Origin of the sequence: Afipia clevelandensis ATCC 49720 (assembly GCF_000336555.1) — a bacterium.
GTDB classification, from domain to species: Bacteria; Pseudomonadota; Alphaproteobacteria; order Rhizobiales; family Xanthobacteraceae; genus Afipia; species Afipia clevelandensis.
The window spans coordinates 3714122-3737054 of record NZ_KB375281.1 but is presented as its reverse complement, the minus strand read 5'-3'; the positions used below and the strand labels follow the sequence as shown (position 1 = coordinate 3737054).

28 protein-coding genes are annotated in these 22933 nt (G+C 61.6%); 9 read left to right on the top strand and 19 right to left on the bottom strand.

Features of this window, described 5'->3' with window-relative positions; all coding sequences use genetic code 11:
* Nucleotides 1-178 precede the first annotated feature (178 nt).
* From HMPREF9696_RS17870 to urtA, 16 genes are all read right to left on the bottom strand, one after another.
* A complete protein-coding gene (locus HMPREF9696_RS17870; RefSeq protein WP_002714450.1) occupies nucleotides 179-1831 on the bottom strand; it encodes a CHASE domain-containing protein in 1653 nt (550 codons plus the stop codon).
* 247 nt (nucleotides 1832-2078) lie between these two features.
* Nucleotides 2079-2207 (bottom strand): hypothetical protein, encoded by a 129-nt coding sequence (locus HMPREF9696_RS22145; protein WP_009735143.1) that lies wholly within the window; start codon nucleotides 2205-2207, stop codon nucleotides 2079-2081.
* 75 nt (nucleotides 2208-2282) lie between these two features.
* Nucleotides 2283-2936: an urease accessory protein UreG gene (ureG, locus tag HMPREF9696_RS17865; protein ID WP_002714449.1), complete on the bottom strand. Its 654-nt coding sequence runs from the start codon at nucleotides 2934-2936 to the stop codon at nucleotides 2283-2285.
* A 13-nt stretch (nucleotides 2937-2949) separates the two neighbouring features.
* Nucleotides 2950-3684 (bottom strand): urease accessory protein UreF, encoded by a 735-nt coding sequence (locus tag HMPREF9696_RS17860; protein WP_040302151.1) that lies wholly within the window; start codon nucleotides 3682-3684, stop codon nucleotides 2950-2952.
* Entirely contained in the window at nucleotides 3662-4231 is a 570-nt protein-coding gene (locus HMPREF9696_RS17855; RefSeq protein ID WP_002714447.1) for an urease accessory protein UreE, read from the bottom strand. The genes HMPREF9696_RS17860 and HMPREF9696_RS17855 overlap by 23 nt, the downstream gene beginning before the upstream one ends.
* A complete protein-coding gene (locus HMPREF9696_RS17850; RefSeq protein WP_002714446.1) occupies nucleotides 4228-4533 on the bottom strand; it encodes a putative quinol monooxygenase in 306 nt (101 codons plus the stop codon). Before HMPREF9696_RS17850 ends, HMPREF9696_RS17855 begins: the two co-directional genes overlap by 4 nt.
* Nucleotides 4530-4829: a putative quinol monooxygenase gene (locus HMPREF9696_RS17845; RefSeq protein WP_002714445.1), complete on the bottom strand. Its 300-nt coding sequence runs from the start codon at nucleotides 4827-4829 to the stop codon at nucleotides 4530-4532. The genes HMPREF9696_RS17850 and HMPREF9696_RS17845 overlap by 4 nt, the downstream gene beginning before the upstream one ends.
* 36 nt (nucleotides 4830-4865) lie before the next feature.
* Nucleotides 4866-6581, bottom strand: a complete 1716-nt coding sequence (ureC, locus tag HMPREF9696_RS17840; RefSeq protein WP_002714444.1) for an urease subunit alpha — start codon at nucleotides 6579-6581, stop codon at nucleotides 4866-4868.
* Between the two features lie 31 nt (nucleotides 6582-6612).
* A complete protein-coding gene (locus HMPREF9696_RS17835) occupies nucleotides 6613-6918 on the bottom strand; it encodes an urease subunit beta (RefSeq protein ID WP_002714443.1) in 306 nt (101 codons plus the stop codon).
* 9 nt (nucleotides 6919-6927) lie between these two features.
* Nucleotides 6928-7230: an urease subunit gamma gene (locus HMPREF9696_RS17830; protein WP_002714442.1), complete on the bottom strand. Its 303-nt coding sequence runs from the start codon at nucleotides 7228-7230 to the stop codon at nucleotides 6928-6930.
* A gap of 55 nt (nucleotides 7231-7285) precedes the next feature.
* On the bottom strand, nucleotides 7286-8119 hold the full coding sequence (locus HMPREF9696_RS17825) for an urease accessory protein UreD (protein ID WP_002714441.1): 834 nt from the start codon (nucleotides 8117-8119) through the stop codon (nucleotides 7286-7288).
* A 24-nt stretch (nucleotides 8120-8143) separates the two neighbouring features.
* Entirely contained in the window at nucleotides 8144-8839 is a 696-nt protein-coding gene (urtE, locus tag HMPREF9696_RS17820; RefSeq protein WP_002714440.1) for an urea ABC transporter ATP-binding subunit UrtE, read from the bottom strand.
* Between the two features lie 62 nt (nucleotides 8840-8901).
* A complete protein-coding gene (gene urtD, locus HMPREF9696_RS17815) occupies nucleotides 8902-9663 on the bottom strand; it encodes an urea ABC transporter ATP-binding protein UrtD (protein WP_002714439.1) in 762 nt (253 codons plus the stop codon).
* Between the two features lie 5 nt (nucleotides 9664-9668).
* Complete coding sequence (urtC, locus tag HMPREF9696_RS17810) at nucleotides 9669-10847, bottom strand: urea ABC transporter permease subunit UrtC (RefSeq protein ID WP_002714438.1); 1179 nt, start codon at nucleotides 10845-10847, stop codon at nucleotides 9669-9671.
* A complete protein-coding gene (gene urtB / locus HMPREF9696_RS17805; protein ID WP_002714437.1) occupies nucleotides 10844-12406 on the bottom strand; it encodes an urea ABC transporter permease subunit UrtB in 1563 nt (520 codons plus the stop codon). Before urtB ends, urtC begins: the two co-directional genes overlap by 4 nt.
* 127 nt (nucleotides 12407-12533) lie before the next feature.
* Entirely contained in the window at nucleotides 12534-13853 is a 1320-nt protein-coding gene (gene urtA, locus HMPREF9696_RS17800; protein WP_002714436.1) for an urea ABC transporter substrate-binding protein, read from the bottom strand.
* Nucleotides 13854-14381: 528 nt separating this feature from the next.
* On the opposite strand from urtA, the gene HMPREF9696_RS17795 reads away from it, so the two are divergent.
* From HMPREF9696_RS17795 to HMPREF9696_RS17785, 3 genes are all read left to right on the top strand, one after another.
* The gene (locus HMPREF9696_RS17795) at nucleotides 14382-15857 is read left to right on the top strand and encodes a DEAD/DEAH box helicase (RefSeq protein WP_002714435.1); all 1476 of its coding nucleotides are present in this window, start codon (nucleotides 14382-14384) and stop codon (nucleotides 15855-15857) included.
* Nucleotides 15858-15896: 39 nt separating this feature from the next.
* A complete protein-coding gene (gene infA / locus HMPREF9696_RS17790; protein WP_002714434.1) occupies nucleotides 15897-16187 on the top strand; it encodes a translation initiation factor IF-1 in 291 nt (96 codons plus the stop codon).
* 267 nt (nucleotides 16188-16454) lie between these two features.
* Complete coding sequence (locus tag HMPREF9696_RS17785; RefSeq protein ID WP_002714433.1) at nucleotides 16455-16667, top strand: cold-shock protein; 213 nt, start codon at nucleotides 16455-16457, stop codon at nucleotides 16665-16667.
* A gap of 143 nt (nucleotides 16668-16810) precedes the next feature.
* On the opposite strand, the gene HMPREF9696_RS17780 is transcribed toward HMPREF9696_RS17785, so the two are convergent.
* The 3 genes from HMPREF9696_RS17780 to HMPREF9696_RS17770 all read right to left on the bottom strand — a co-directional run bounded on the left by HMPREF9696_RS17780 (nucleotide 16811) and on the right by HMPREF9696_RS17770 (nucleotide 18647).
* A complete protein-coding gene (locus HMPREF9696_RS17780) occupies nucleotides 16811-17437 on the bottom strand; it encodes a TadE/TadG family type IV pilus assembly protein (RefSeq protein WP_002714432.1) in 627 nt (208 codons plus the stop codon).
* Between the two features lie 3 nt (nucleotides 17438-17440).
* Nucleotides 17441-18022, bottom strand: a complete 582-nt coding sequence (locus tag HMPREF9696_RS17775) for a TadE family protein (RefSeq protein WP_002714431.1) — start codon at nucleotides 18020-18022, stop codon at nucleotides 17441-17443.
* 133 nt (nucleotides 18023-18155) lie between these two features.
* The gene (locus HMPREF9696_RS17770) at nucleotides 18156-18647 is read right to left on the bottom strand and encodes a pilus assembly protein N-terminal domain-containing protein (protein WP_002714430.1); all 492 of its coding nucleotides are present in this window, start codon (nucleotides 18645-18647) and stop codon (nucleotides 18156-18158) included.
* 340 nt (nucleotides 18648-18987) lie between these two features.
* Here HMPREF9696_RS17770 and HMPREF9696_RS17765 point away from each other — a divergent pair, with 340 nt between their 5' ends.
* The 6 genes from HMPREF9696_RS17765 (at nucleotide 18988) to HMPREF9696_RS17745 (ending at nucleotide 22915) form a co-directional block, all read left to right on the top strand.
* A complete protein-coding gene (locus tag HMPREF9696_RS17765) occupies nucleotides 18988-19152 on the top strand; it encodes a Flp family type IVb pilin (protein WP_002714429.1) in 165 nt (54 codons plus the stop codon).
* A gap of 354 nt (nucleotides 19153-19506) precedes the next feature.
* Nucleotides 19507-19671 carry a Flp family type IVb pilin gene (locus tag HMPREF9696_RS17760; RefSeq protein ID WP_002714428.1) on the top strand — a complete coding sequence of 55 codons (165 nt, stop codon included), beginning with the start codon at nucleotides 19507-19509 and terminating at the stop codon, nucleotides 19669-19671.
* 75 nt (nucleotides 19672-19746) lie between these two features.
* Nucleotides 19747-19899 carry a hypothetical protein gene (locus tag HMPREF9696_RS21850; RefSeq protein WP_002714427.1) on the top strand — a complete coding sequence of 51 codons (153 nt, stop codon included), beginning with the start codon at nucleotides 19747-19749 and terminating at the stop codon, nucleotides 19897-19899.
* Between the two features lie 89 nt (nucleotides 19900-19988).
* Nucleotides 19989-20513, top strand: coding sequence for an A24 family peptidase (locus tag HMPREF9696_RS17755; protein ID WP_002714426.1), 525 nt, complete (start codon nucleotides 19989-19991; stop codon nucleotides 20511-20513).
* Nucleotides 20514-20639: 126 nt separating this feature from the next.
* Nucleotides 20640-21431, top strand: coding sequence for a Flp pilus assembly protein CpaB (gene cpaB, locus HMPREF9696_RS17750; RefSeq protein WP_009735124.1), 792 nt, complete (start codon nucleotides 20640-20642; stop codon nucleotides 21429-21431).
* 17 nt (nucleotides 21432-21448) lie between these two features.
* Nucleotides 21449-22915: a type II and III secretion system protein family protein gene (locus HMPREF9696_RS17745; protein ID WP_174309459.1), complete on the top strand. Its 1467-nt coding sequence runs from the start codon at nucleotides 21449-21451 to the stop codon at nucleotides 22913-22915.
* The last annotated feature ends 18 nt before the right edge of the window (nucleotides 22916-22933 follow it).

The window sequence follows — 22933 nt, the reverse complement described above, 5'->3', positions numbered from 1 at the left end:
TCTTATAGTAATTAGATGACGTGAACATTCAATTCAGGCCGCCAAAGGCCCAGATCAGAACCAGGATCGGAATCGGCACTCCGAGCAGCCACAACAACAAATAACGTCCCATATCGCTTTCCTTGCATCAGCCTGTGCGGCTCAATGCAGCCCCGGAAAAATTGTTCCTGACGTGGTCTCAGCGCTTCTTGACGGGCTTGCCGATGCGCTCGGTGCGATCCTTCTCGGTCTCGTCCACCACCGTTTCCATCGGCGCTGTCAGTTCATAGACATAGCTAACATCGGTGAAATAGCGCTTCGACGTGCCGCCGAGCGCTTCGGGCGCGACTCGATCCAGAAGGACAATTCCGAATTCGCTGTCAGCCCTTCGGGTGGCCGCGCTGGTGTTGAATTCCTCCCAGCGGAAATGAAACACGGAGTCCGGCGGCGCACTCACGCTCCAGGTCGCGACGATATGCGGATGCTTGCCGACCAGCGACAAGCCCTCATCGGCATGGGATGCAAGCTCGAAGAACAAAAGCGAAAGGCTTTGCGCGGCGCGCGCGCTGACGGTGACATCGGGCCCGCTCAACGCGATGCGGTCGGCATGGGGAATGGCGCGCGGCTCGAACAGGCCCCTGAGCTTGACGCCCTGCCACTGGCTTTCGCTGAGGAGCGACACGACATGGGACATGGCGTGGATGCGCCCGATCAGAAGATCGCGCGCAATGTCGATATCCGCGCCATGGCGCATGGTTCGGGTCACGATCGACTGGATCACCGCCAGAATGTTTTTCACGCGGTGGTTCAGTTCGTCGATCACCGCCGTCAGCCGGCGCTCAAAATCGATGCGGGTCTGGATTTCGCGGCTGAGACGCAGATTGTTGTAGGAGACATAGCCGAACAGGCCACACAGGATGAGCGTCAACGCCACGCCGATCAGCATGACGATACCGGCAAGCTCCTGCGCGCGGGTCGCGGCGTTGGTCTTGGCGTAATAAATCAGCGTCCAGTCGCGCGCTCCGAAGGTCACCACCCTCACCAGCGGCGGATTTTCCGCATCCGACTGCAGCCGGACCGGCGTCACATTGCCCTCCGCGTCCGCGACAAGATTGTCCGAAGCGTTCCGCGGGTCGCGCAGCGCCACCGAAAACAGCGACTGGTCGTCATTGGCGAGCATCAGCGGCGCAAGGCGGTAGGAAATCGTCAGGAAGCCCGCGACGCTGGTCCCGGTTTCGGTCCGGACCGGAGACGCCAGAACGATGCCCATCGGCCCGCCCACGCGCAGCAGTTCAAAGGGATTCGACGATACCGGCCTGTCCTCTTCCACGGCGCGCTTGAGCATGGGCGCGATGACCGGATGATTATCCAGAACACGCCCGGCAAAGGCCTTGGTCTCGTCGTTCTGCGGCTCGACGTCCATCACGATCGCCGCCGGGTCGGGCACCGTGGCCGGATTCAGCAATGTATCGTCGATATTCCGGAGCACCGGATTGGGGAAGCCGGCCACCTTCAGATCGTTTTGCGCCCGCGCGAATTCCGACCGGGAAACGCGCGCGACCCAGCTTGCGACAATAAAATCGGTCTTGAAGGCGTAGATCGAGGAGCGCAGCGGCTGCAGGGCAGTCGCCATATTGGCCGACGGAAACCGGAACAGGCCGACCGCGACACGCGCCAGCAGTTCCCGTTCGCTGAGGCGTTCCTGGACCAAGCTGGCATGGGTATCCACCGAGCGCGCCAGATCGATCCGGCCGATCGAGAGTTCCTGATCATAGACCTTCATGGCGACGAGACCGGAGATCACAACTCCGATAATCGCCATCAGTCCGATGATGAGGCCAAGACGAAGCACGCACTTACTCGAAAACGGCGGGTGATGAAAATGAAGCCCCGCCTGCGAACCTGCGGCGGGGGAAATCGGAACGGTACGCAACGTCCGAACTGGCGGTCATGATACTCTGTTTCTGCCCAGTTCGTCGGGGCAACAGCCGGCGCGGAATGCGCCGCGATTGGATTAATGTAAATGCCTTGAGATGGTTCCCGCGACCCGGAAAATATACCTGTCGGCGGTCATGGTAAACACGCGCGACCGCCAACGCCTATGGCGCGGTCATCGCCAGACTGGTTACCACCACCAGAATCCCAAGCAGGATCGCGCCCAGAAAGACGCCGCTATAATCCCTGCCCGGATAATCCCTGCCTGATGTGTCGAACGATGATTGCTTCATGCAGGACTAACACCCTCACCGGGCCTGCGTTCCTGCCTGCCTCCATAGAGAATCATACCGGGATGCCAGGTTCCGTCAGCCGGCCTTGCCACGCGCGGCAGCCGGACGCGCGCTCCGGAGCCCGCCCTTGGCTTCGATGAAGCTGATGATGCGATCCAGTCCCTGATTCTTTTTCAGGTTGGTCATCACGAACGGGCGTTCGCCGCGCATCCGCTTGGCATCGGTATCCATCTTCTCGAGGGACGCCCCGACATGCGGCGCGAGGTCAATCTTGTTGATGACGAGAAGATCCGAGCGCGTGATGCCGGGGCCGCCCTTGGAGGGAATCTTGTCACCCGCGGCAACGTCGATCACGTAAATGGTCAGGTCCGCCAGTTCGGGCGAGAAGGTCGCGGCGAGATTGTCGCCGCCGGATTCGATCAGCACCAGATCGAGATCGGGAAATTTCATCCGCATGTCGGCAACCGCGGCGAGATTCATCGAGGCATCCTCGCGGATCGCGGTGTGAGGACAGCCGCCGGTTTCGACGCCCGCGATGCGATCGGGCGTCAGCGAGCCGGAGCGGACCAGGAATTCCGCGTCCCATTTGGTATAGATATCGTTGGTGATCGCCGCGATGTCGTAGTGCTCGCGCATCGACTTGCAGAGCAAATCCATCAGCGCCGTCTTGCCCGATCCGACCGGGCCGCCGATGCCGACGCGAAGCGGGCCGTTCATGCTGGTGCTCATCACAAAACCTTTCTCAGGACCGGAACAGCCGGGTGTATTGCGTCTCGTGGCGCATGCTTGCGAGGTCGGCGCGGAACGTGGCGCTGCCAAGATCTTCAAGCGAGGCATCCAGCGATTTCTCCGCCGTCGCGGCGATAACAGGCTCCAGCGCCGCCAGCGTGCGCTGGCTGTCGGTCTGTCCCAGCGGAATGAGGCGGACGCCGGCAGAAATCCAGTTCGATGTCGTTGCGTGCAAGAACGCATGCAGCGTCGGTCCGACAGGAATCCGGTGCCCCGCTGCTGTCACGCCCACCGCGACCGGATAAGTCACCGGGCCGGTGACGTGTGACGCCAGAAGGTCGAGCGCGTCGCAATGCCAGGCCGAGCGTGCCATGTCGACAAAGGCCCGTCCCTGCGCGGTGGTTTCCAGATGCCGCTCCCGCGAGGGCACGAACGCCGCTGCAAGTTCCGCAACATCGGTCAGCGCTTTTCCGTCCCCATCGGCAGCCGCGCGATAGGCATGGCACAGCAGTGTTCCGTCGCAGAAACCGGCGCCGTCCAGCAGCATGGCTGCAAGCCAGTCCTGCAGCGTCATCGCGTCGGTGATATCGCCGGCCTCGACGGCCCACTCGATTCCACTGGAATAGGAAAAAGCGCCGACCGGGAACGACGGCGACAGCCAGGTCATCAGGCGGAACAGCGCAGCCGACTCATCGGCGTCGGCGTGAAGATCCAGCGGATCGCGATCAGTGCCCGTGGTCATGAGCATGGCTGTGACCGTGATGATGATCGTGGTCATGCTTGTCATGACCATGATCGTGGTGAGCATGATCGTGACCATGACGCGCGTGACCGTGATCATGATGGCCATGCCCGGCATGACCGCCACCGGCATAGGCGCCGCCTTCGGGATCGAACGGGGCTTCGATGACGATGACGCGCGCGCCAAGCCCGCGCACCATGTCCTCGATCACATGATCGCGGCGAATCCGCAGGCCCTTGCCGACGATCTGTGTCGGCAGATGACGGTTGCCGAGATGCCAGGCGATCCGCACCAGATGATGCAGATCGGCGCCGCGGATTTCCACCAGAGGCTCGGGCGCGGCGACCACTTCGATCAGCCGCCCGTCTTCCAGCACCAGCCCATCGCCGCCGCGCAGCGCGACAGCTTCTTCCAGGTCCAGCAGGAATTCCAGCCCGCGCGTGCCGGTCATCGCCATGCGGCGGCGATGCCGGTCGTCGAAGTCGAGCACCACCGTATCGGCGGCGGCCTCGGTCCAGCGAACCTGCGGGCGGACCTGCGTGGCGCGGATCATGATGTCAGCTTCTGCACTTCGCCGCCAATGATGACTTCGATATTGGTTGGCGATGCCTTGAACGGCCCCGAGAGAGCGCGCCACGCCTTCAGATGCGGCGTCAGGCGGTGCGCGGCGAGATGGTCGTGACTCTCCCAGCGCTCGACGAACACGAACGTATCCGGATCGGACACGCTGCCATGAAGATCGTAGGCGACACAGCCCGGCTCCTTGCGGGTCTCTGCGATGCAGTCCTTCGCACCGGCGACATAGGCCGCGCGGTGCTCAGGCTTCACCTTGGTCGTAGCGACGACGTAGATCATCGCACTTCCACATTTGCCGGCGTGATGACTTCGATCTTCGGAGGCGCAGCGAGGCACTTCACCACGACGCGGCCAAACGTCTTCATGTGTTCCATGGAGCGATGCGGCACCAGCGCCTCGGCGTTTTCCCACTGCTCGACGAACACGAGCTTGGTCGGATCGGTCACGCTCTCATGCAGATCGTAAGCGATATTGCCTGGCTCCTTGCGGGTTTCGGCAATGCAGGCTTTCGCCGCGGCAATCATGTCCGCGCGTGTCTCAGGCTTGATGGTCAGGGTCGCAACAACGTAAATCAAGATATCCTCCCGGCTGTTTCTTGAGGTCGGGGGACCCTAGTACATGAAATAGCGCTGCGCCATGGGCAACACCTCGGCGGGCGCGCAGGTCAGCAATTCGCCGTCGGCGCGCACCTCGTATGTCTCGGGATCGACCTCGATGTCCGGTGTGGCGCCGTTATGGATCATGCTTTTCTTGGAAATGCGGCTACGGGTGTTTGAAACAGCATAGAGCTTCTTGTCGATGCCGAGTTTCTTGCCCAGTCCCGAGGTGACAGCAGCCTTGGACGTAAACACGACCGACGACGCCGTCCGCGCCTTGCCGTAAGCGCCGAACATCGGCTGGTAGTGCACCGGCTGCGGAGTCGGGATCGAGGCGTTCGGATCGCCCATCGGCGCGGCCACGATCGACCCACCCTTGACGATGCAATCCGGCTTCACGCCGAAGAACGCCGGCGACCACAATACGAGGTCTGCCATCTTGCCCTTCTCGACCGAACCGATCAGCTTCGACACGCCATGGGCGATCGCCGGATTGATGGTGTATTTCGCGATATAGCGCTTCACGCGGAAGTTGTCGTTATCTTTGCCCTTGTCTTCCGGCAACGCGCCGCGCTGCTTCTTCATCTTGTCGGCGGTTTGCCAGGTGCGGATGATGACTTCGCCGAGGCGGCCCATCGCCTGCGAATCCGACGACAGCATCGAGAGCGCGCCGAGATCGTGAAGGATGTCCTCCGCCGCGATGGTCTCCTTGCGGATGCGGCTTTCGGCAAACGCCAGATCCTCCGCGATCGACGGATCGAGATGGTGGCAGACCATCAGCATGTCGAGATGCTCGTCGATGGTGTTGCGGGTGAACGGCCGCGTTGGATTGGTGGACGACGGCAGCACGTTCTTCAGGCCCGCGACCTTGATGATGTCCGGCGCATGTCCGCCGCCCGCGCCTTCGGTGTGGAAGGCATGAATGGTGCGGCCCTTGAACGCCTTGATCGTATCCTCGACAAAGCCGGACTCGTTCAGCGTGTCCGAGTGCAGCATCACCTGAATGTCGTGATCGTCGGCGACCGAGAGACAGTTGTCGATGGCCGCTGGCGTCGTGCCCCAGTCCTCATGCAGCTTCAGCGCGCAGGCGCCGGCCTTGATCATCTCGATCAACGCGGCGGGCCGCGAGGCGTTGCCCTTGCCGGAAATGCCGAGGTTGACCGGAAACGCATCGAACGACTGAATCATCCTGGCGATGTGCCATGGCCCCGGCGTGCAGGTCGTGGCGAAGGTGCCGTGCGACGGGCCGGTGCCGCCGCCGAGCATGGAGGTGACGCCGCTCATCAGTGCGTGCTCGATCTGCTGCGGACAGATGAAATGGATGTGCGAGTCAAAGCCGCCAGCGGTGAGAATCTTGCCTTCGCCTGCGATGATGTCGGTGCCGGGGCCGATCACGATGGTCACGCCGGGCTGGATATCCGGATTGCCCGCCTTGCCGATTGCCGAAATCAGGCCATCCTTGATGGCAACGTCCGCCTTGACGATGCCCCAGTGATCGACAATCAGCGCATTGGTGATGACCGTATCGGCCGCGCCCTGCCTGTTGGTGATCTGGCTTTGACCCATGCCATCGCGGATCACCTTGCCGCCGCCGAATTTCACCTCTTCGCCGTAGATGGTGAAATCTTTCTCCACCTCGATAATAAGATCGGTGTCGGCAAGCCGGACCTTGTCGCCCGTGGTGGGCCCGAACATGTCCGCATAGACGGAGCGGGAAATTTTGGTGGCCATTATAATGCCCCTGAATTGAAAATGATGCCGCTCACAGCTTGCCCATCACATCGCCGCGGAAACCGTAGATCGTCCGCTTGCCGGCGAGCGCGACGAGATGGACCTCGCGCGTCTGCCCCGGCTCGAAGCGCACGGCTGTCCCTGCCGCGATGTCGAGTCGCATGCCGCGCGCTTTCTTGCGGTCGAACTTGAGCGCGGGATTGGTCTCGAAGAAATGGTAATGCGAGCCAACCTGAATCGGCCGGTCGCCTGTATTGGCGACCGTCAGCGTCACCGTCTTGCGGCCGGCGTTGAGTTCGATGTCGCCGTCCTTGATGAAGAGTTCACCGGGGATCATGTAACGTCCTTATCGGATGGGTTCGTGAACGGTGACCAGCTTCGTTCCATCGGGAAACGTCGCCTCGACCTGAATGTCGTGAATCATCTCGGCGATGCCGTCCATGCATTGCTCGCGCGTGATGACTTCCGCCCCGGCCTTCATCAGATCGGCGACCGTGCGGCCGTCGCGCGCGCCCTCGATGATGAAGTCGGAGATGATCGCAATCGCTTCGGGATGGTTGAGTTTCACGCCGCGCTCGAGGCGCCGCCGCGCGACAATGGCGGCCATGGAAACCAGGAGCTTGTCTTTTTCGCGGGGAGACAAATTCATGCGGGCATTATCCGGTGTCTGAAGTCCAGTTGAGCGGAGTTTCGTTAAACCAGAACTAGTTGAGCCACAGCCTTGGCAGGCCCGACGGACTCACACGTTCCAGCACTTTCATCATATCGGCGCGGAGCTTTGCCGCATCTTGTGCGCAGAAGCGCGCCATTGCAAATCCGTTCCACGCGGAGATGCCGACGTCCGTACCGAATGCATCCGATGCTTCGCGAACACGCTCAACAATGGCCTCATCGCCCGGCACGATCAGCGCCGTGCCGACGGCGACACCGCCGTTGGCGACCGCGCGGCGCGCCAGCTTTTCCGCGATATCGCCGGTGAGCCGCACCGTTTCCGCGAATGCCAGCTTGCCGCCAACCCGCATCCGCCAGCGGTCGGTGAAACTCCCTCGCGCCATGACCTCGCCCATGGCGGCGCGGCCAAACACCACGATTTCACAGAGCAGCAGCGATGCCGAGGACGACAGATCAATGTCAATCCGGCGCGCGACGCGGGCCTGATCGAACACGATGGTTTCCTGCGGCAGCCATGCCAGGCGCGCATCATGTCCTGCGCGTAGCGCGATATTCACCTGCGCCTCCGGTCCATGCGAGCGATAGACCTTCTCGGCCGCAGCCGTCGTGACCGTCAGATGCGCACCGTCTTCCGCGGCGATGTCGATATCGAAGCGGTCGCCACCGGCAACGCCGCCTGCCGTGTTCACGAACACCGCTGACAGGCCCTGCTGCTCGGGCGAGGGAAATCGCACGCGGAGCGAGCCCGACTCATGAAGCTGGCGCCGCCGCGTCGCGCCATCCTTCAGATGGACGTCAAATTTGACAGCGCCAACCGCCCGGTTGGCCGCGAAGGTCTCCGCCGACGATATGATTCCGCTTTGCATCCGCCCCGGCCGATGGTTGTCCCGTCAGAGCGCCATTTGCCGGCTGATCTCGGCGGGATCGAGATTGCTGCGGTCGCAGGTATATTTCACCGCGCCGCGATCCATCACCGCGAAATTGTCGCCGAGCTCGCAGGCAAAGTCGAGATATTGTTCGACCAGCACGATCGCCATCGTGCCCAGGCTGCGCAGATAGGAAATGGCGCGGCCGATATCCTTGATGATCGACGGCTGGATGCCTTCGGTCGGCTCGTCGAGCAGCAGCAGTTTTGGCCGCATCACCAGCGCGCGGCCGATGGCCAACTGCTGTTGCTGACCGCCCGAAAGATCGCCGCCGCGCCGCCCCAGCATGGTGTTCAGCACCGGAAACAGCGAGAACACGTCATCCGGAATGGTGCGGTCATCGCGCTTGAGGGGACCGAAACCGGTCTTGAGGTTTTCCTCCACCGTCAGCAGCGGAAAGATCTCGCGGCCCTGCGGCACAAAGCCGATCCCCTTGCGCGCGCGCTCATAAGGCTTCAGGGGACCGAGGTCGGCACCGTCGAAGGTGATCGAACCATCCCTGATCGGATATTGCCCGACCATGGCGCGAAGCAGGCTCGTCTTGCCGACGCCGTTACGGCCGAGCACACAGGTCACCTTGCCCGGCTCCGCGGTCAGCGAGACGCCGCGCAAGGCCTGCGCCGCGCCGTAGTAGAGAGTGATGTTGTTGACGCTCAGCATGACATTTTCTTTCTGCGCATGATCTTGCCCGAAAACCGGTACCCACTTTTCGGGATCATGCGTTAGCGCCCCAGATACACTTCGATGACGCGCTCGTTCGACGAAACCTGATCGAGCGTGCCTTCCGCCAGAACCGAGCCTTCATGCAGACAGGTGACGCGAACCCCGAGCTCGCGCACGAATGTCATGTCGTGCTCGACAACCACCACCGTCTTTTCCTTGTTGATCTCTTTCAGCAGTTCGGCGGTCTGATGCGTCTCCACATCGGTCATGCCCGCCACCGGCTCGTCGACCAGCAAGAGTTTGGGGTCCTGTGCCAGCAACATGCCGATCTCCAACCACTGCTTCTGGCCGTGCGACAGCGCGCCCGCGAGACGGTTTCGGGAATCCTTCAACCGGATGGTTTCCAGCACACGCTCGATCCGCTCGCTTTCGTCCGGTGTTTCGCGCCAGAACAGCGTACCGCGCACCTTGTGATCGACGTTCAGCGCCAGCAGGAGATTGTCCTCGATCGTCTGGCTCTCGAACACCGTCGGCTTCTGGAATTTTCGGCCGATGCCGAGTTCGGCAATCTGCGTTTCGTCCAGCCGGGTCAGATCGACCTTGCCGTCGAACAGAACATCACCCTCGTCCGGCCTGGTCTTGCCGGTGATGATGTCCATCATCGTGGTCTTGCCGGCCCCGTTGGGGCCGATGATGGCGCGCATCTCTCCGGGTGCAATGGTCAGCGACAGGTTGTTGATGGCATGAAAGCCGTCGAACGACACATGCACACCGTCGAGATAGAGCATGGCGGAGGTGGCGCGGGTATCCATGACGTTCATGTGCCTTACTCCGCGAGACCGGGTTTAAGGCCCGGCTTGGTCACGCCGTCTTCCGCCGCGGCGCTGGCTTCATCCGCCGCAAGCTGATCCCGCCGCCCGGCCCACCAGTCCTTGACCGTGCCGACAATGCCCTTCGGCAGCAGCAGCGTCACCAGAATGAACAGCGCGCCCAGCATGAACAGCCAGTAGGGCGCCAGAACGCCGGAGGTGAAGACGGTCTTGGCGTAGTTCACGACCACCGCACCGAGCGCCGCGCCGATCAGCGTTCCGCGTCCGCCGACGGCCACCCAGATCACGGCTTCAATCGAGTTACCCGGCGCGAACTCGCCCGGATTGATGATGCCGACCTGCGGCACATACAGCGCACCGGCGACCCCGGCCATGCAGGCCGACAGGGTGAACACGAACAGTTTGTAGTTCTCGACACGATAGCCGAGGAAGCGTGTGCGCGATTCCGCGTCGCGGATCGCGATCAGCACCTTGCCGAGCTTCGAGGTCACGATGGCGCGGCAGATCAGGAACGCCACAGCGAGCGCCAGACATGACAGCACGAACAAAGCGGCGCGCGTGCCCTGCGCCTGCACGTTGAAGCCGAGGATGTCCTTGAAATCGGTCAGGCCGTTGTTGCCGCCAAAGCCAAAGTCATTGCGGAAGAACGCCAGCAGCAGCGCATAAGTCATCGCCTGAGTGATGATCGACAGATAGACGCCGGTCACGCGCGACCGGAAGGCGAGCCAGCCGAAGCAGAAGGCCAGCAGACCCGGCACCAGCAGCACCATCAGCGCCGCAAACCAGAACATGTCGAAGCCGTACCAATACCATGGCAGCGCCTTGTAGTTCAGGAACACCATGAAGTCCGGCAGCACCGGGTTGCCATAGACACCCCGCGCGCCGATCTGGCGCATCAGGTACATGCCCATCGCATAACCGCCGAGCGCGAAGAAAGCGCCGTGACCGAGCGAGAGGATTCCGCAATAGCCCCAGATCAGGTCGATCGAAAGCGCTAGAATGGCGTAGCAGAGATACTTGCCGAACAGCGCCATCAGGTAGGTCGGCACCTGAAGCGGCGACGATTCAGGCAGTAACAGGTTCGACAACGGCACGAGAATGCCGACCGCGACGACGATCAGAAGAAAGGCAGTCGCGCCCTTGTTCAGTGAACGGGTGAGAATGTGCGGAGTCATGCTTCCACCGACCGGCCCTTGAGCGCGAACAGGCCGCGCGGCCGCTTCTGAATGAAGAGGATGATCAGCACGAGGATCGCGATCTTGCCGAGGACCGCGCCGGCCACAGGTTCAAGGAATTTGTTGGCGATGCCAAGCGTCATGGCGCCGACCAGCGTGCCCCACAGATTGCCGACGCCGCCGAACACCACGACCATGAAACTGTCTATGATGTAGCTCTGGCCGAGATTGGGGCTGACATTGTCGATCTGCGACAGCGCCACGCCTGCGATGCCCGCGATGCCGGAGCCGAGACCGAAGGTCAGCGCGTCGACGCGCGAGGTGGCGATGCCCATGGACGCGGCCATGCGCCGGTTCTGGGTCACCGCGCGCATTTCTAACCCCAGCGCGGTGAAGCGCAGCATGCCGAGCAGCAGGAAGAACACCACCATCGTGAAGACCACGATCCAGAGTCGGTTGTAGGTGATGGTCATCTGGCCGATCTCGAATGCGCCGCTCATCCAGGACGGATTGCCGACCTCGCGATTGGTCGGGCCGAACATGGTGCGCACCGCCTGCTGCAACACCAGCGACAGGCCCCAGGTCGCGAGCAGGGTTTCCAGCGGACGGCCGTAAAGGAAGCGGATGATGCTGCGCTCGATGATGACTCCGATCAGACCCGCGACCAGGAATGCGAGCGGCACCGCGATCAGCAGCGAGTAGTCGAACAGGCCGGGATAGCGGGTGCGGATCACCTCCTGCACCATGAAAGTCACGTAAGCGCCAATCATGACCATTTCGCCATGCGCCATGTTGATGACGCCCATCACGCCGAAGGTGATGGCAAGACCGATGGCCGCAAGCAGCAGCACCGAGCCGAGCGAGAGGCCGTACCATGCGTTCTGCGCGGCTGCCCAGATCGCCAGCTTGCTCTGGATCGAACTGATGGCCGCGGCGGTTCCGCGTCCCAGCGCCGACGACGGATCGAACGACAGGCCGGTCAGCATCGCCAGCGCCTCCTGATCGCCGCGGTCGCGGATCACTTGCACGGCATCGAGCTTGGCGGCTTCGGATTCTTTCGGGTCGAACAGAATGATCGCAGCCCTGGCTTCGGCGAAGGCGCGCCGTGCGCCGCTATTGGTTTCCTTCTGCAGCGCCGAGTCGATCACCGGCAGGAAAGCGGCGTCATGGCTCTTAAAGACGGATTGCGCGGCCTGGATGCGCTTTCCCGGATCGGGCGACAGCAGCGTCAGCCCGCCGAGCGCGGCCTCGACGCCCCTGCGCAGCCGGTTGTTAAGACGAACAGCCACCGCGCCGGACGGCGCAGCCGCCGCTTCGCCAGTCGCGGCATTGAAGGTCTTGCCGCTCTTGTCGGTATAGAAAACTTTCTTGCTCTGCGGGTCGGCCAGCAGCCGGCCATCCGAAAGCGCGTCGATGATCGGAAGCGCGAGCGGATTGCCGCTGGTCGCGAGCACACCGACGGCCGCTTCGGTATCGGAAAATGAATCGTTGGCCAATTGCGCAACCGCATCTTCAAAGGGCCCGGCGAGAACCGGCAGGCTTGAAGCGGCCACAAGCATCAGCGCAATGACTGCCGCGCGGCAGCGATGAAGGAATGAAGAAAACACGTGACAACCCCGGCAGAGGTGGGAGGAAGGCGGCGACTGCCGCCGCCTTCCGATTGTTCAAGTCAAGACGCAGGACAGATCAGGAGCCCTGACCGCCGCACTTGTTGGTCTTGGTGTTGAAGTTGCCGCACTTCTTGCCAACCCAGTCACCGATCAGGTCCTTGGAGCCTTCGAGCTCCTTCGACCATGCATCGCCTGCAACAAGGCCCGGGGTCTTCCACACCACGTCGAACTGGCCGTCGGCCTTGATCTCACCGATGAACACCGGCTTGGTGATGTGGTGGTTCGGCAGCATTTCCGAGACACCGCCCGTGAGGTTCGCGGTCTTGGTGCCCGGAAGCGCGTCGATCACCTTGTCAGGATCGACCGACTTGGCCTTCTCGACAGCCTTCACCCACATGTTGAAGCCGATCACATGCGCTTCCATCGGATCGTTGGTCACGCGCTTCGGATTCTTGGTGTAGGCCTGCCAGGACTTGATGAAAGCCTCGTTCTCCGGAGTCTTGATCGACTCGAAGTAGTTCCAGGCGGCGAGATGGCCGACCAGCGGCTTGGTGTCGATGCCGGCAAGTTCTTCTTCGCCGACCGAGAACGCAACGACCGGAATGTCGGTCGCCTTGATGCCCTGGTTGCCGAGCTCCTTGTAGAACGGCACGTTGGCGTCGCCGTTGATGGTCGAAACCACCGCCGTCTTCTTGCCCGCCGAGCCGAACTTCTTGATGTCGGCGACGATCGTCTGCCAATCAGAGTGACCGAACGGCGTGTAGTTGATCATGATGTCTTCCTGCTTGACGCCCTTCGACTTCAAGTAGGCTTCCAGAATCTTGTTGGTGGTGCGCGGATAGACGTAGTCGGTGCCGGCCAGCACCCAGCGCTTCACCTTTTCTTCCTTCATCAGATAGTCGACGGCAGGAATCGCCTGCTGGTTTGGCGCCGCACCCGTGTAGAACACGTTACGCTCGCTCTCCTCGCCTTCGTACTGCACCGGATAGAACAGGATCGAGTTCAGTTCCTTGAACACCGGCAGCACCGACTTGCGCGAGACTGAGGTCCAGCAGCCGAACACCACGGACACCTTGTCCTTGGTGATCAGCTCGCGCGCCTTCTCGGCGAACAGCGGCCAGTTCGACGCCGGATCGACGACGACGGCCTCAAGCTTCTTCCCGAGAACGCCACCCTTCTTGTTCTGCTCATCAATGAGAAAGAGGATCGTATCCTTCAGCGTGGTTTCGCTGATGGCCATGGTTCCGGAAAGCGAATGAAGGACGCCGACCTTGATGGTGTCCTGCGCCTTCGCCCCGCCGATCGAGGCGAGGCCCAAAAAAAGACCCGCAGTTGCGGCCAGCCATTTACGGCGGCTGAAGGGTGCAACTGCAGTGGTGTTGAAATGCCTAGTCATGCGATGTCATCTCCCTGACGCAGACGTGAAACGCTTCGCGCCGGCTCACCGGCCGGCGGCGTTAAGGGAATCGCAAGAACTATGCCATGGAGGGAATTTGCCTAATTATCTGATTTATCTATGGTAATTTCTCCAGTCGCCCAAAGTGTATTTTTGCTGCCTTATTCGTGGGCAATCGCGATGATGTCGCATTCGCCATTTGCATAAATAATGATCAATTCTTCGCATCTGTATAAAAATCGAGCAGCTGTGGCCCATACCGCGCGTGTCCCGACGACGAAAAGAGCCGCTCCGGCAGCAACGGGGGCCGATTTACCTTGAAAGCGCCGTGTTCCTGCTCCATATCAGCGCCACGACCTTGAGAATCATCGGGTCCTTGCGAGCCGCGTGTACGGATTCCGTAAAACGGTTTCTGGCTTGCCCCTTCAGCTAACAGAGCCGACGCCCCAGACACGCGGGTGTCTCCGACACCCGCCCGCACCCGGCATCCTGCCGGGCGTGCGTTGCGACTCATAGAAAGATACCCTTTTGACCTCGTTTCAGGATTTCGGCCTCGCCGATCCCATCTCGCGTGCGCTTAAAGAAGAAAATTACGTCACGCCCACCCCAATCCAGACCCAGACCATTCCCATCGCGATCACCGGTCGCGACGTCATTGGTATCGCCCAGACCGGTACCGGCAAGACCGCGTCCTTCGCGCTGCCGATCCTGCATCGCCTGCTCGAGAATCGCATCAAGCCGCAGCCGAAGACCTGCCGCGTGCTGGTCCTCAGCCCGACCCGCGAATTGTCCGGCCAGATCCTCGACAGCTTCAACGCCTATGGCCGGCATATGCGCCTGACCTCGGCGCTGGCCATCGGCGGCGTGCCGATGGGCCGTCAGGTCCGCTCCGTCATGCAGGGCGTCGAAGTCATGGTGGCGACGCCGGGCCGTCTGCTCGACATGGTTCAGGGCAACGCGCTCAAGCTCAATCAGGTCGAATTCCTCGTCCTCGACGAAGCCGACCGCATGCTCGACATGGGCTTTATCAACGACATCCGCAAAATCGTCGCCAAGCTGCCGATCAAGCGCCAGACCCTGTTCTTCTCGGCCACCATGCCGAAGGACATCGCCGATCTCGCCGACCAGATGCTGAACGATCCGGCGCGTGTCGCCGTGACGCCGGTGTCCTCGACGGTCGAGCGCATCACCCAGAAGGTGCTGCAGGTCGATCATTCGGCCAAGCCCGCCATTCTGGCCCAGCTTCTCAAGAACGAACCGGTCAACCGCGCGCTGGTGTTTACCCGCACCAAGCATGGCGCCGACAAGGTCGTGAAAGGCCTTGTTAAAGCGGGGATTCCGGCTGAAGCGATCCACGGCAACAAGTCCCAGAACCACCGCGAGCGCGTGCTGGCGGCATTCCGGACCGGCGATATCCGCACCCTGGTGGCCACCGACATTGCCGCGCGCGGCATTGACGTCGACGGCATCAGCCATGTCATCAACTTCGACCTGACCAACGTGCCGGAAACCTATGTCCACCGCATCGGCCGCACGGCCCGCGCAGGAGCGGACGGCACCGCGATTTCGCTTGTGGCAGGCGCAGAGGAACTTGGCTACCTGCGCGACATCGAGCGGCTGATCAAGGTCACCCTGCCGAAGGAAGACCGCCGCACCCCCGGACAGCATCAGCAGCGCCCGGCTCCGGCCGCCCAGCAGCGGCAAGGGCGGTCATCTCACGGCCATGGCCATAACGGCCAGGGTGCCCGCGCCAACGAAGGCGCCCCCGGCTCGAAGGGTCCTCGCCGCCGCAGGCGTCCCGGTGGCGGTAACGGCATGGTCCAGACCAACCGTCACGAGAGCGGACGTCACGAAAATACCCGCCAGAATACGCGCAATGAGCAGCCACGGACTTCTCATGGCAACGGTGGCGATGGTATTCAGGGCGTCGCATTTCTTCACCGGGAAAGCCGGCCTGCGAAGGCGCAAGGCCACAAGCCTCATCAGCGCCCGCAGCGTTCGTAGCTTTTGATGGACAACTCAATTTAGAAATCTGGAGACCTTATGGCGAAAGAAGAACTGATCCAGTTTGAAGGACTGGTGACCGAAATCCTTCCCGATGCGCGCTATCGCGTCCAGCTCGATGCCGGACACGAGATCGTTGCCTACACCGCAGGCAAGATGAAGAAGAACCGGATCAAGACACTGGCAGGCGACCGGGTGACCATTGAGATGTCACCCTACGACCTGGAAAAGGGCCGCCTGATTTTCCGGCACAAGGACGAACGTCCGGCTGGCGCCGGCGGCCCTCCCCGCGGCGCACCGCCGCGCGGCGGACAGTTTCGCCGCCGGTAAGCCCTCGTCCGGTCAGCCCAAAACAGGATCGCGCACGCCCTGCGCGATCTCGCATAATCCAGGCACGTCGCGCGGGTATCAGAATCCGCGCACGTCAGGATTGTTTTAAGGCCCATTTTCACCTACAGTCCGATGATCGATCTTCGGCCGGACGACCTAGCTATCCACCGGTACAGCCGGTTTAGACGCTGACGACCTCATCCAAATTTCGATCTCACCGGCTCACTCGTGGGCCATGAAATATCTATCTTGAGAAGGACTACCTGCGTGAGCATGGGAACTGTGAAGTGGTTCAACGCGACTAAGGGCTACGGTTTCATTCAGCCGGATGACGGCGGAAACGACGTGTTCGTTCACATCAGCGCTGTCGAACGCGCTGGCCTCGGAACGCTGCGTGAAGGCCAGAAGATCTCCTACGAGATCGTTGCCGATCGCCGTTCGGGCAAGTCGTCGGCCGACAATCTTCGCGCCGCCGGCTAACTGAAATTTTCGCAGCTCACGCTGCGGGACATTTCAAGGACATGAATACGGAAAAGGCCGCGCACATCACGCGGCCTTTTTTGTTGAGCGATGGATTGGCGAGACCGGTGCGGCGCGTGTTGTTGCCGCCGAGGACGCTGCGATCACGGCGTGCAGGTCGTGGAGGAGGCGTAATAAACACAGTCCGACTGGCGTGGCCGCGTGTAGGTTTCGTCAGACAGCGGAATAATGGCGGTTCCCATCAGATAGCCGGTGATCGGCGTATACTTGTAGCTCACCTCGCTCCAGATCAGGTAGGTATTCGGGACAAGAAGATTGGCCGGGACGGTCGTGATGACCGCATTCTTGTTATAACCCTGCGTGACCGTGGCTGTGTTGTTGGTGACGGTTGCGCTGTAGCTCCAGGCGACCTTGACATTCTTCGATCCATCGACGGCGAGTTGCGTCACTTTCTGCGTCATTGTCGCCGCTGTGACGCTGTAAGGCGCCATGATGGCGCCGCCCAGACCGAAGAAATTTTTCAGGTCGGTCTGCGACACGTTTGTTCCCTGCGAAACAAGGTCCGACAGCGAGCGCGCGGTCAATGTCACCTTGCGATCGACGGCAACGCCGCTCGATGTGTCGATCATGCCGAACAGCAAAACCAGCATTAACGGCACGATGAATGCGAACTCGACGGCGGCCAGACCGCGATTGTCCCGCGAGAAGCGGATCATCATGCGCCGGCTGCGGTCCACGATTTTTAAGACGATGGTCATATCGGAAGCCATTGATCAGGAGCCATTCGGTTCGACACGGAACGCGGCCGACGCTGCCAGCAACCGCTTGTTGTTCGTGCTGCCGGAACTGAAAAGATTGGCGATGTTATAGCCGAGTCCGGTGACGATCAGCGGCCACTCATAGAAGACGCGAACCAGAACGGTGTCGCCCGATTGAGGCAGCGTGTATGCAGGCTGGCCGGTGAACGCGCCGCCCGTAATCGGCGTAGCCAGATCGGACGACGGGATCGTCACGCCGGGTGCGTAGGTTTTTACGACGACCGTCAGGTTTGCATTGTTGGTCCCGCAACTGAACAGCACTTTCACCCGGTTGCAGACGTCGGTCGCGAACTGAGCCTGCGTCATGTTGTTGTTGAGCGCCTGATTTGTGTACAGCAGGCGCGCGGAATCATTCGTCCCGGTCTCCAGAACCTGCGCTGCGAAAAATACCAGTGCCGTTTCCATGATGGCGAAAAGCAGCATGAAAAACAGCGGAGCTATCAACGCGAATTCAATGGCCGCGGAGCCGCGCCGGTTGCGCCGGAAGCGGCGCAGGGCCTTGTTGATGGTGTTCAGGGATGGCGCAGGCGCACGCATCGGAGGGTCCTCGGCGGAAGTAACTACCGCCAAGAATAGACGACAGAGATTGTCGAATGCTTGCGAGGGTTCGCGACAACATCCGGCGCGGCGTTAACCGATTGTTAACCGCCGCGGGTTTTGCGAACCGGCCTCACTGTTTCGCGCCGGCGGCGCTCGCCTGGGCGTTGAGGACGTTGGTCTGGCCGAGGGTCGCGTCGAAATAGGCCCGGGCATCGCCAAGTGTGACGCGGCGCTCGCAGACCGGCGTGCAACTGTAGGATTCCCGTTCCAGCCCGCGATAGACCGTCACCCTCTTGTCCATCGGACCCTCCACCTGGATCGGACGGTTCGCCAGAACGGCCCCGCTCCGGTCCATGGCGATCATGTTCGTGGAGCCATAGCCCTTGCCCGTCACCACGACCATTCCGCCGGACTGCAGGCTGACATCCGCGATCAGCGGGTTGCCGACCACAATCGTCGCGACTTTCTCGGGGAGTTTGATCACTTTCGCCTGGTCGACAATGACGGCGACCATGTCGTCGGTGCCTGCGACCGCCACCATCGGGCCCATCAGGAAACCGGCAACAACAATCCGCAGCGCGGCCAATCGTTTGGCGCGGCGACGCAAAATCTGGATCGACATACTCTACTCCGGGGCGTGTACAAGCCGGCAAAAGCGATACGCAGCGGTGCCGGCGCCCGACATGGCAAATCTGCCGTTAATTGATGAATGAACTGCAAACGGACCGAAACTCTCGAGGCGGCTTCACCCCGTCCGCTTGGCATCCCGTCAGGAATTCCGAAAATTTGCGGCGTCGCGTTAGCAGGGAACTTACCGATTTGAAAGGCTTCGAGCCCGGTTCCGGCTTTCGGTGATCGCGTTAACTTCTTTTGGGTCATTCATTCCTAGGTTCCTAGCCGGTCACGGAACTCATTCCGCGAAGACCCTGGACCCACAGCATGTGCGCAAACGGAGAACTTAGATGACCAAACTCGTTGCTCGCTTCGTCAAGGACGAATCCGGCGCTACCGCGATTGAGTACGGCCTGATCGCCGCCGGCATCGCGCTGGCCATCATCGCTGCGGTGAACGGCCTCGGCGGCACCCTCAATACCAAATTCGGCACCATCAGTTCGCAGATCAACTGACGCAACGGGCGATCTTGACCGTGTGCAAGGCTCCGGGAAACCGGAGCCTTTTACTTTTTCCTTCGGCATCACTCCTTGCCGCGCTCCCGTACATTCGCGGACAGCACAACCGGAGAACCACAGCCACAACCTTCACGACCATAGACGTCACGGTGGAACCCGGCAGGCTTCCGTGTTCAAGCGCGTTAAAGCAGCATTTACCGTCAGCAAGAACAGCACGATACCCCGGCATTTCTGCAATCGAATTAACTGCGCTGCAATTCCTCCTGCGTAGGTTCACGGCATGGTCACGGTGGTTTCCGCCCCCGCAACGGCCAGAGTTCTACAGCCACGTGTACACAAATGGAGTTACAGATGTCCAAGCTCGTTGCTCGCTTCGTCAAGGACGAATCCGGCGCCACCGCGATTGAATACGGCCTGATCGCCGCCGGCATTTCGCTCGCCATCATCGCTGCGGTGAACGGCCTCGGCGGCACCCTGAACACCAAGTTCGGCACTATCAGCTCGCAGATTCACTGAGCCATTTCGGCTCGTTTAAAAAAGGCTTCGGGAAACCGAAGCCTTTTTTGTTTTTCCGGCTGAGCGTACCGCGTCATGAAGCCATTTCCCGCCGACCCTCGCCAGAATCCGAAGCCTGCGGCGTCGCTGTTCGCATCGCTGTCTGGCCCCGAGCCTGTCCGGCTTGTCTGCGCGGCACTCTCGCTCGCTCTGCTCGCTGTCCTGTTCCGGATCGTCAGCATCTGGTAGCCGCCATTCGAGGATTGTTCACTTCTGCCGGTTAGCCTGCGGCGTCGATCCGTTAACGTTCTTTATCTTGGCAAGACCTTGGCAAGCCCATGATCCTCGACCTCGCGCGCGTTTTCCTGTTTCCGGCCCTGATGGCCTTCGCCGCGGCAAGCGATCTCTTCACGATGACCATTCCCAACCGCGTCTCGCTGTTGCTGGTGGCGGGATTCTTCGTGCTCGCCGGCCTCGGCGGCATGCCGCTGGCCAGTATCGGCATGCATGTGGGCGCCGGCCTGACTGTGCTGGTAATCGCTTTCACCTGCTTTGCCTTTGGGTGGATCGGCGGCGGCGACGCCAAGGTGGCCGCGGCCGCGGGACTCTGGTTCGGCTTTCCTCCGCTCGCCAGCTACCTGGTCTATGCTTCGCTGTTCGGCGGCGCGCTGACCCTCCTGATGCTTCAGTTCCGTCGGTGGCCGCTGCCCTACGCGCTGGTTTCCCAGGAATGGCTGCAGCGGCTGCACCACAAGGACAGCGGCATTCCCTACGGCATCGCGCTCGCCCTCGGCGCGCTCATGATCTATCCCGAAACCGAATGGATGAAGGCGGTCGACCTCACGCGCTTCATCGGTCACTGAACGATCGCAACCTCTCATTAACGCGATTTAGATACGCCTCATTAACCATGCTTTGACGTTTAGCTGGTCAAATCCGACCACAGCGACGGGTCCGTCCGTCGCGGCGTGATGTGGAAAGTGAAGCGTATGAATACCGCGCGGATTGTCGTCCTGACCATTGCTGTCTGCGCCGGTGGCGCCGCCGCCTACCTTGCGAGCGGTTCCGGCCCCAAGCCGGTGGAAACAGCAGCTCCCGTGATGATGGACACGACCGACGTTCTCGTCGCCCGTTCGGATATCGCGCTGGGCCAGACGGTCACGCCGGACGATATCCAGTGGCAGTCCTGGCCCTCATCCGCGACAAGCTCAAGTCTGATCCGCAAGACCGAACGCGCCGAGGCCATGAGCCAGATCGTCGGTTCCATTGCGCGCTCGCCCTTCCTTGCCGGTGAACCGATCCGCGAAACCAAGCTGGTGAAGGCCAACGGCTCCGGCTTCATGGCCGCGATCCTGCCCACCGGCATGCGCGCGATCTCAACCGAAATTTCCCCGGAAACCGGCGCGGGCGGCTTCATCCTGCCGAACGACAAGGTCGACGTTATCCTGACCAAGCGGGACAAGAATGCCGACCGGCCCGGCGGCGCCGACGCCATCAACTCCGAAACCATTCTCACCAATGTCCGCGTTCTCGCCATCGACCAGACAGTCGGCGACAAGGACGGACAGAAGGTCGTGGTCGGCAAGACCGCGACACTCGAATTGAAGCCGGATCAGGCAGAGTCGCTGGCGCGCGCACGGCAGGCGGGAACGCTGTCGCTCGCGCTGCGCAGCCTTGTCGACGCCAACAACCATGATGTGGCTACCGACGACAGCATGAAGCGCGACAGCGTCAACGTCGTTCGCTACGGCGTTCCCACAACCATGACGACACGGAAGTGATCGAGAGGACCGAGACGATGAGGCCAGAGGGACATCAGGCACCTGTACGGACCTTCATGGTGCGTGCCCTGTCGTATGCGGCCATCTGCGCACTGACGCTGAATCCGGTCCTGGCGCCCGCGATCGCAAGCGACTATCGCGCAGCCGCGGCATCGGCCGGCGGCCAGCTCAACGCACGCTTCCTGCCGCTCGGCATCGGCAAATCCGTCGTCATCGACCTGCCGCGCGATGTGAAGGACGTGCTGGTGGCCGATCCGAAGATCGCCAATGCCGTCGTCCGTTCGGCGCAGCGCGCCTACATCATCGGCGCCGCTGTCGGCCAGACCAACATCATCTTCTTCGATTCATCGGGCCAGCAGATCGCTGCCTACGATATCGCGGTTACGCGCGATCTCAACGGAGTCCGCGCGGCGCTGAAACAGGCCTTCCCGATGTCCGATATCCGCATTGAAGGCGTCGGCGACGGCGTCATGCTGTCCGGCTGGGCGGCAAATCCCGCTGAAGCCCAGCAGGCGCAGGAAATGGCGTCTCGCCTGGCGGGAAGCCCCGACAAGGTCGTGAACAGCATCGCGGTACGCGGCCGGGATCAGGTGATGCTGAAGGTGACCGTCGCCGAAGTTCAGCGCGACATCATCAAGCAGCTCGGCATCGATCTCAGCGCGAAGCTGAACTACGGCACCGCGGTCGTGAACTTCAACAACACCAACCCGTTCACCGCCTTCGGCCGTCCGCTGGTCGCCGGCAACAGCCTCGCGGGCTCGTTCGGCTCGACCGGCGGCGTGCCTGCCGTGACGGCGACAATGCGTGCGATGGAAAGCGCCGGTGTCGTCCGCACCCTGGCGGAGCCGAACCTGACGGCGATTTCCGGTGAATCCGCGACCTTCGTCGCCGGCGGCGAGTTTCCGCTACCCAAGGGCTACACCTGCGACCCGGTCTCCCGCGCCTGTACCACCCAGATCGACTTCAAGAAGTTCGGTATCACCCTGAACTTTACGCCCATCGTGCTCGCCGAAGGCCGCATCAGCCTGCGCGTGCTGACCGAAGTGTCCGAACTGTCGCCGGACAATGCCATCACCCTCGACCAGAACGGAAGCACCCTGACCATTCCGTCGGTCAAGACCCGCCGCGCCGAAACCACGCTGGAAATTCCGTCGGGCGGCTCGATGGCGATGGCTGGCCTCATTCAGGAACAGACCAAGCAATCCATCAACGGACTGCCCGGTCTGTCGCAGTTGCCAGTGCTCGGAACGCTGTTCCGCAGCCGCGACTACGTTAACCGCAACACCGAGCTCATGGTTCTTGTGACGCCTTACATCGTCCGCGCGGTCGCGCAGAAGGACCTGTCGCGCCCTGACGATGGCTTCGCCGATGCGGCTGATCCGCAGTCGGACCTGCTCGGCAATATCAACCGCATCTATGGCGTTCCCGGGCGTGTCGAGCCGGGCCGCAAATATCGCGGCACCTACGGCTTCATCACCGATTGAGATGGGACAAGGACGACA

Coding starts and splice junctions, on each gene's coding strand:
- urtB (WP_002714437.1), bottom strand. CDS start 12,406: ATGCTTGTGGCCGCTTCAAGCCTGCCGGTTCTCGCCGGGCCCTTTGAA.
- HMPREF9696_RS17760 (WP_002714428.1), top strand. CDS start 19,507: ATGTCCAAGCTCGTTGCTCGCTTCGTCAAGGACGAATCCGGCGCCACC.
- HMPREF9696_RS17745 (WP_174309459.1), top strand. CDS start 21,449: ATGAGGCCAGAGGGACATCAGGCACCTGTACGGACCTTCATGGTGCGT.
- HMPREF9696_RS17835 (WP_002714443.1), bottom strand. CDS start 6,918: ATGATCCCCGGTGAACTCTTCATCAAGGACGGCGACATCGAACTCAAC.
- HMPREF9696_RS17780 (WP_002714432.1), bottom strand. CDS start 17,437: ATGGCTTCCGATATGACCATCGTCTTAAAAATCGTGGACCGCAGCCGG.
- urtA (WP_002714436.1), bottom strand. CDS start 13,853: ATGACTAGGCATTTCAACACCACTGCAGTTGCACCCTTCAGCCGCCGT.
- HMPREF9696_RS17825 (WP_002714441.1), bottom strand. CDS start 8,119: ATGCAAAGCGGAATCATATCGTCGGCGGAGACCTTCGCGGCCAACCGG.
- HMPREF9696_RS21850 (WP_002714427.1), top strand. CDS start 19,747: ATGAAGCCATTTCCCGCCGACCCTCGCCAGAATCCGAAGCCTGCGGCG.
- HMPREF9696_RS17830 (WP_002714442.1), bottom strand. CDS start 7,230: ATGAATTTGTCTCCCCGCGAAAAAGACAAGCTCCTGGTTTCCATGGCC.
- infA (WP_002714434.1), top strand. CDS start 15,897: ATGGCGAAAGAAGAACTGATCCAGTTTGAAGGACTGGTGACCGAAATC.
- ureC (WP_002714444.1), bottom strand. CDS start 6,581: ATGGCCACCAAAATTTCCCGCTCCGTCTATGCGGACATGTTCGGGCCC.
- urtD (WP_002714439.1), bottom strand. CDS start 9,663: ATGAACGTCATGGATACCCGCGCCACCTCCGCCATGCTCTATCTCGAC.
- HMPREF9696_RS17765 (WP_002714429.1), top strand. CDS start 18,988: ATGACCAAACTCGTTGCTCGCTTCGTCAAGGACGAATCCGGCGCTACC.
- urtE (WP_002714440.1), bottom strand. CDS start 8,839: ATGCTGAGCGTCAACAACATCACTCTCTACTACGGCGCGGCGCAGGCC.
- HMPREF9696_RS17855 (WP_002714447.1), bottom strand. CDS start 4,231: ATGATCCGCGCCACGCAGGTCCGCCCGCAGGTTCGCTGGACCGAGGCC.
- HMPREF9696_RS17755 (WP_002714426.1), top strand. CDS start 19,989: ATGATCCTCGACCTCGCGCGCGTTTTCCTGTTTCCGGCCCTGATGGCC.
- urtC (WP_002714438.1), bottom strand. CDS start 10,847: ATGACTCCGCACATTCTCACCCGTTCACTGAACAAGGGCGCGACTGCC.
- HMPREF9696_RS17775 (WP_002714431.1), bottom strand. CDS start 18,022: ATGCGTGCGCCTGCGCCATCCCTGAACACCATCAACAAGGCCCTGCGC.
- HMPREF9696_RS17770 (WP_002714430.1), bottom strand. CDS start 18,647: ATGTCGATCCAGATTTTGCGTCGCCGCGCCAAACGATTGGCCGCGCTG.
- HMPREF9696_RS17860 (WP_040302151.1), bottom strand. CDS start 3,684: ATGCTCATGACCACGGGCACTGATCGCGATCCGCTGGATCTTCACGCC.
- cpaB (WP_009735124.1), top strand. CDS start 20,640: ATGAATACCGCGCGGATTGTCGTCCTGACCATTGCTGTCTGCGCCGGT.
- ureG (WP_002714449.1), bottom strand. CDS start 2,936: ATGAGCACCAGCATGAACGGCCCGCTTCGCGTCGGCATCGGCGGCCCG.
- HMPREF9696_RS17850 (WP_002714446.1), bottom strand. CDS start 4,533: ATGATCTACGTCGTCGCTACGACCAAGGTGAAGCCTGAGCACCGCGCG.
- HMPREF9696_RS22145 (WP_009735143.1), bottom strand. CDS start 2,207: ATGAAGCAATCATCGTTCGACACATCAGGCAGGGATTATCCGGGCAGG.